Source organism: Campylobacter sp. BCW_6889, from assembly GCF_001762535.1.
Lineage (GTDB): Bacteria > Campylobacterota > Campylobacteria > Campylobacterales > Campylobacteraceae > Campylobacter_D > Campylobacter_D jejuni.
This window is the reverse complement of the sequence record NZ_MJWZ01000003.1, coordinates 1-6,851: the sequence shown is the minus strand read 5'-3', so window position 1 is coordinate 6,851 and position 6,851 is coordinate 1. Positions and strand designations below refer to the sequence as shown.

Below are 6,851 nucleotides of genomic sequence, written 5' to 3'. Positions count from 1 at the left end.
TTCTTTAACGGCTTGATTGTCTTGTTCTAAACCTTTTTTAGTAGCAAGGATATTTTCGTTGATCATTTTGCCCATTTTTCCAAGTTCATCATCGGCTTTGATTGAAATTAAATCAACTTCGTGTTTTTCGTGATTTAAAAAACGAAAGAAATTTTCTAAAGATTTTAAAATGACAGGAATTCTAGATCCAACTATTTTTTTAACGCAGACATAAACTATAATCAATATGACAAGTAGTATAAAAAAAGAAATAACGATAAAAATAATTTCTAATTTCTTTAAAGGTGCTAAAACTGAATTTTTAGGAGCAGTTACAACCATACTCCAATAACTTGAATTATTTGCAGTACTAAAAGATGAAACGGATGCATAGCTTAAATCTCCAGTTGAAGCAACATAATCATCTATTATAACAGTTTTGTGTTCTTTAACAGCATTATTGACTAACTCCACAGAGGGATCTTTATTTATATCACTGAGTGTTTTTAAAATGGCATTATGATTTTTATGAATGGCAATAACACCTTTATCAGTCATTAAAAATCTTAAATCCCCTTCAAAAAAATCTAATTTTGGGTCAAGTATGGTTTCAGAAACTTCAGAAAAATCTAAAGTATATCCAGCAACTCCAATCAATTTACCTTTATTATTAAAAATAGGCATTCCAAAATTAATACCTAGAAAATCTTTTCCATCGTAGTTAAGTTTAGTTGGTGGCCCAACAAATAAACTATCTTTATCTCCATATTTAGCGTTTTTTTCTACTTGCTCTATAATCTTTAAATTATCAAAATTATTTGGCGTTTGAATCGTTTCTATTCCTCCAGATTTTCCAGTGGTTTGATCAAAATAAATCATAGCAAAAGTTTTACCATCAGAACTTGTGTATCTTTTATCAATTCCTTGAGCATCCCCTAGCACTGAAGTATCTTTTAAATACAAAAAAGTATAAGCTGAATATAAACTACTATCAAATAAATTTTTCATTAAGCTTTCAATCAAATCAGCATCAACTTGATTATTGTGTTCAAACATATCATTTAAGGAAGTTGCGGTTCCTTTTGCAAGTGCAACAGTTTCATTTAGAATACCTTCCATATAATTGGTGTATCTTTTTGAAGCTAAAAATATTGAATCTTTGGCCTCTTTTTCCATATTTTCAGAAATATATATGGAAACTGTTGAAACTAATACGATAATGCCTAAAATTACCCCTATAGCTACAGATAGAATAAGCTTAGTGCTTATATTTAAAGAACGAAAATTCATATTTTTTCCTTAACTTTTAAAAATTTATAAAAAACTTAGTATAGTATTCTATAATTTTTTAAAATATTCTTAAAAATTTTAATATCTTTTGTAATTTTACCATATGTTAACTTTTTATAAATATAAGTATTTAAAATATTAAAATTTTATTGAAGTTAAGAATTATTAATGCAATTTACCTTTGAACAAATTTTTATCGCAATGCTACTGACTCTTTTTGCAGGTTTTTCTACAGCTATAGGTTCTATAATAGCCTTTTTTTCTAGAAAAGATGATTTAAGGGTACTTTCTTTAGGACTTGGTTTTTCAGCTGGGGTAATGATATATATTTCTTTCATGGAAATTTTACCCACTGCACTTAAAGATTTTAAAAATCACTATGATTCGCATTGGGCTGAGCTTTTGGGATTAGCTTGTTTTTTTGGTGGAATTTTAATATCTTTATTGATTGATAAATTAATCCCCGAAGATGTCAATCCTCACGAGCCTAAAGAGGATTTAAGCGAGTTAAAAATTTGTCCCTTACCTCAAAAAGGACAAAATCCTCCGAAATTTCATCCTGGAGAAAAGTTGCATCAGATCAATACTAAAGCTTTAAAACGCACAGGGATTTTTACAGCTTTGGCTATTGCTATACATAATTTCCCAGAAGGTTTTGCTACTTTTATTTCGAGTCTTGACAATCTTACTTTAGGAATTGCTATAGCTATAGCTGTGGCTATACACAATATCCCTGAAGGTTTGGCCGTGAGTTTGCCAATTTACCATGCTACAGGAAATAAGAAAAAGGCTTTTATTTATTCAGCTCTTTCGGGTTTTGCAGAGCCTTTGGGTGCTTTTGTTGGAGCTTTGATTTTATTGCCTTTTATAGGCGATCTTACTTTAGCTATAAGTTTTGCTGTGATTGCAGGAATTATGGTTTTTATATCTCTTGATGAACTTTTGCCCGCTGCAAAAACTTATGATAAGGCCCATGATAGTTTATATGGACTTATATTAGGAATGGCAATAATGGCTTTAAGTTTAAATTTGCTTGGACAATAGAAAGCCTTACGGCTTTCTTGCAATTTAATTCACACCTTTTGGCGCATTAAAGGCAGTAAGTTTTGGTAGTTCACCTTTAAATTTTTCTATGTTTACGAGCCCTGTGTGAGAGATATTGCCATTGGCAAGTTTTGAAGTTGGCATATCCATGGTTAAAACATTTGCATTTCCACATTTGCAAAGTCCGTTTTCATTAGGATCATACCAAGCACCTTCACAAATCCTTACAACCCCTTGCATGATTTCATCACTTACAACAGCCCCTGCTAAAACTTCGCCACGTTTGTTAAACACGCGCACTACATCGCCATTTTTTATACCAAGTTTTTTTGCATCTTTGGAATTGATTAAAATCGGCTCTCTATCTTTTATTGCATAAGTATCTCTTAAGCTTGTGTGGCAAAGTTGAGAGTGTAAGCGATCTCTTGGGTGGTTTGTAAGTAAGTGGAAAGGTGCTTCTTTGGTTGCATTTCCAAGCCATTCAATAGGCTCAAACCAAGTAGGATGGGCTTTGCAATCATCATAATTATAATTTTTAATCGTTTCTGAGTAAATTTCAATGAGCCCTGAATCTGTACCCAGAGCATTTAAGATAGGATCTTCTATAAATTCTGAAAAACGAGTCCATTCTAAACTTTCAGCTGTTGGTTCAAAAGTGATTGGTTCATTTTTAGCCCAAAATTCTTCAAAACTTGGCATAGGCGTAGCAAAAGCTTCGCCAAAACTTTGAGTTTGTTTTAGGGCACTGTTGTAGTATTCTTTGATGAAATCTTTAGCTTTTTTGCCATTTTCTGTGTAGGCATTAAAGACATCTTTTCCATAAATTTTACAAATATCAGAGAAAATTACATAATCATCTTTGCTTTCACCCACAGGCTCAACTGCTTGTTTCATAGGAGCTATATGCATATTTGAATAATCTCCTGTCATGGTAATATCATCTCTTTCATAAGATGAAGTTACAGGCATAACAATATCTGCCATTTTAGCTGTTGGAGTCCAGTAAATTTCATTTACCACAACGGTGCGTGGTTTTCTCCATGCTTTTACATTAGTGTTGGTATCTTGATGGTGCACTAAAGGATTTCCACCTACCCAGTAAATAAAATCAATATCAGGATAGGTAAGCTTAGAGCCGTTGTGATCTATGGTTTTTCCAGGGTGAAGTAAAGCATCAGCGATTCTTGCTACAGGGAAAGAATAACTCGCTGCATTTTGAAGCCATTCTGCGCCTTCGTTTGAAGTTTCGCTTTTTACTAAACCTTTAAATTTACCATTTTTCCAAATCCCTAAACTACCTGCTGTCATACCGCCGATAACTCCGCCTTTGCAAGTTGGAACACCGCCATTGCTGTAATGATAGCTTAGTCCAAAACCGCCTCCTTTTGTGCCGATTTGTCCTAACATTGCACAAAGAGTAACTAGCATCCAGTGAGGCTGTTCGCCATGATGTGCTCTTTGCATACCCCAACCACTCATAATCATAGTAGGATTATCATAAAAAGTTTCAGCTAATTTTTTGATGGTTTTTTCATCGATACCGCAAATTTTACTTGCCCATTTGGTATCTTTTTTCACTCCATCTTCTTTACCTTCTAAATAATCTTTAAATTTATCAAAGCCTGTAGTGTAAGTGTCTAAAAACTCGTAATTAACTTTTTTCTTAGCAATTAAATGGCTTGCCATACCCATCATTAAAGCTACATCGGTATTTGGGCGTGGAGCTATCCATTTGGCATTTAAAAATTTCGCTGTAGTGGTTTTTATAGGATCTATACAAATCACTTTGATTTTACTGTCTTTAAGTTTTTCAAAGTATGCCAAACCTCTTTGTTCGTTTGAAGTCCAAGCTATGCGTAAAGTAGAAAGCGGATCAGCACCCCAAATCACAACATATTTAGAATCACTTAAGATATTTTCCCATGAGGTTTGTTGCTCATAAACTTCAATCGATCCTACAACATAAGGCATAATCACTTGAGAAGCTCCTGTAGAATAGTCTCCTGTAGCTCCTACAAATCCACCTGTTACATTTAAAAATCTATGAAGTAAGATGCGTGAGTTTTGCATATTTCCACTTGATTTCCAGCCATAGCTTCCACCAAAAATCGCACTTGCACCTTTACTATCTCTTGTTTTTTTAAGCTCTTTGGCGATAAGCTTGATCGCTTCACCATAACTTACGCGAACAAACTCATCTTTTCCGCGAAGCTCAGGTTTAGGATTGTCAGGATTTTCAAGGTAGGATTTACGCACATAAGGATACTTCACACGAGATTTATAAACCATATCGGCAGTATAGTGCTGTAAAGGATTATCCATTTTTGTAACTTTTTCCCAAGGTTCACTTTTTACTATCTTACCATCTTTTATAGTGAGTTTTAAAATCCCCCAGTGTGCTGCGGTAATCACTTCTCCATTTTTTACAAGTCCGAGGCTAACTTTTGAAGCTTCTACGGTTTTTCCTGCACTTAAGCTTAGAATGAGAGGTAAAGCACTTAAGCTCGCTCCAATTTTTAAAAATTTTCTTCTATCTAGCATGCTTTTCTCCTTATTTTGTTTTAAAATCTTTTGCGTTTTTTTGTAAGTATTCTATAACTAGCCATCTGTCTTTTTTATCAATACCTGTTCTATCGGCCATAGAACGGAAAATTGCAGGCCAAGCATTAGCTGTAAATTCTTTTTCTTTGTGGATAGCGTGGCAAATTCCACAGTTATTTACAAAAAGCTCTTTGGCTCGATTTAACATTTCTTTATTGTCTTTGACAAATTCTTTTTTATCTGCCCAAATTTCAAGGCTTACCTTATCCCATTTTCCATTTTTTCCAGTTATTCTTTGAGAGAAATTTAATTTTGTATTTTTAGAAAAAGCTGCAACAATAATTCTTTGAGAGTCATTGAAATAAATCACAGAAGGTGCTTTAGGATTTACATAACCATCAATTTTTAGCAAAACCCTGTTATTTGCGCTTTTTAACACTTCAAAAGGATTTGTAGGTAAAAGTCTTCCTATGACTTTAGTATCATCTTTATTAAGATAAAGCGATACAACTTCATCAGTATAGGCGGTATTTTTTGCCCATAAACATGTCGCTAGGACAACAAAAGAAATGAAAATCTTTTTCATTGCTATTCCTTAATATAAATTTGATGTAAATGTATTTTAACATTATTTAATTTAATTATTAATTAATATTAACAAAATATTAATTAATAATTAATAACTTTTTTAGAAAAAAATAAGCATTTTATAGTTATAATTCTAGAAAATAAATATACAAGAAAGGAAGACAATGTTAAAATCTATCGGAACTAAATTAACCCTTTCAGTAATTGGAAGTGTTATGGTTAGCTTAGTCTTTATGATTGCCATCATATCATGGAAAGTTTCTCAAAATATGGAAAAAGAAGCAGAAATTGCTCTAGATATAGCTTCAAAAAGATATGTAAATTATATGCAATCCACACTTAACGAACCTTTTTTACTCTCTAAAGCATTAGGTACTAGTATACAACAAGTTATTAATGATAATGGGAATATTGACATTAATGTATTGGAAAATTTGACCAAAAAAACATTAGATTCAAGTATGCATACCACTTATGCTTTTTTATACATTAAAGATCTTTCAGTCTTATCAGGAAATAAAGAAAAAGACATTCAAAATGGAAATTTATCTATTGTTTATAATGATTCAACTCCAGGGATTGACGGAGGTATTAAAACATTTATACAAAATAAAAATATGTATAACAGTATACCTGTAATCTCAAAAATTGAAAACAATGTGCACAATGGAGAACAAAAGATTATTTTTGGTTCAGTTAAGCGTCTTGATTATGGCAATGGAGAATTTTTAGGGATAAACTTAGGAATGCCTATTTTTAATCAAAAAGGAGATTTTGCAGGAGTTATTGGTTTCTCTTTAGAGCTTTCACAGATGTCTAAAGCTTTACTTGATCCTTCATTAAATTTTCACGAAGGAGATCAAAGATTACTACTTACAGATGATGGAACATTTGTTATACATGAAAATCCTAAAGCAATTTTGCAAAAAATCAATGAATACAACCATTCTCCTTCTGTAGCTCCTATATTAAGTGCTATTAAAGAACATAGAGATATTTTAATCAATAATTTTTATACATCTACAGGTTTAACTAGTTATGCTTCGGTTGTCTCCTTTAGTACCCTAGAAGATTCAAGTTATTGGAGTATACTTGTAACAACCCCTAAAAATTCAGTTTTAAAACCTTTATATAATCTTCAGTTAATTATAGTTGCTGTAGTTGTTATATTTTTAATTATAATTTCAGCTATTGTATATATGTGTATAAAATATATGGTAAGTGCAAAAATTAATTCAATTTTTAAATCTTTGCAAAATTTCTTTGACTTCATCAACCATAAAACAAAAAATGTTTCTACTATAGAAGTAAAAAGCAATGATGAATTTGGACAAATCTCAAGTGCTATCAACGAAAATATCCTTGCTACTAAAAAAGGTTTAGAACAAGACAATCAAGCCGTTAAAGAA

The 6,851-nt window shown here is 31.9% G+C and carries 3 protein-coding genes and 2 pseudogenes; 2 read left to right on the top strand and 3 right to left on the bottom strand.

Annotated features, from left to right (window positions below):
- Positions 1 to 1,269 (bottom strand): annotated as a pseudogene (locus AJ939_RS00035) (cache domain-containing protein); the annotation flags it as partial.
- A 168-nt stretch (positions 1,270 to 1,437) separates the two neighbouring features.
- On the opposite strand from AJ939_RS00035, the gene zupT reads away from it, so the two are divergent.
- On the top strand, positions 1,438 to 2,313 hold the full coding sequence (gene zupT / locus AJ939_RS00030; protein WP_052776816.1) for a zinc transporter ZupT: 876 nt from the start codon (positions 1,438 to 1,440) through the stop codon (positions 2,311 to 2,313).
- Positions 2,314 to 2,337: 24 nt separating this feature from the next.
- Here zupT and AJ939_RS00025 read toward each other — a convergent pair whose 3' ends face one another.
- Positions 2,338 to 4,854, bottom strand: coding sequence for a molybdopterin guanine dinucleotide-containing S/N-oxide reductase (locus AJ939_RS00025; RefSeq protein WP_070275943.1), 2,517 nt, complete (start codon positions 4,852 to 4,854; stop codon positions 2,338 to 2,340).
- A gap of 10 nt (positions 4,855 to 4,864) precedes the next feature.
- A complete protein-coding gene (locus AJ939_RS00020; protein WP_070242974.1) occupies positions 4,865 to 5,440 on the bottom strand; it encodes a cytochrome c3 family protein in 576 nt (191 codons plus the stop codon).
- Positions 5,441 to 6,692: 1,252 nt separating this feature from the next.
- Between AJ939_RS00020 and AJ939_RS11330 the strand changes: the two are divergent.
- Positions 6,693 to 6,851, top strand: a pseudogene (locus tag AJ939_RS11330) (hypothetical protein); the annotation flags it as partial.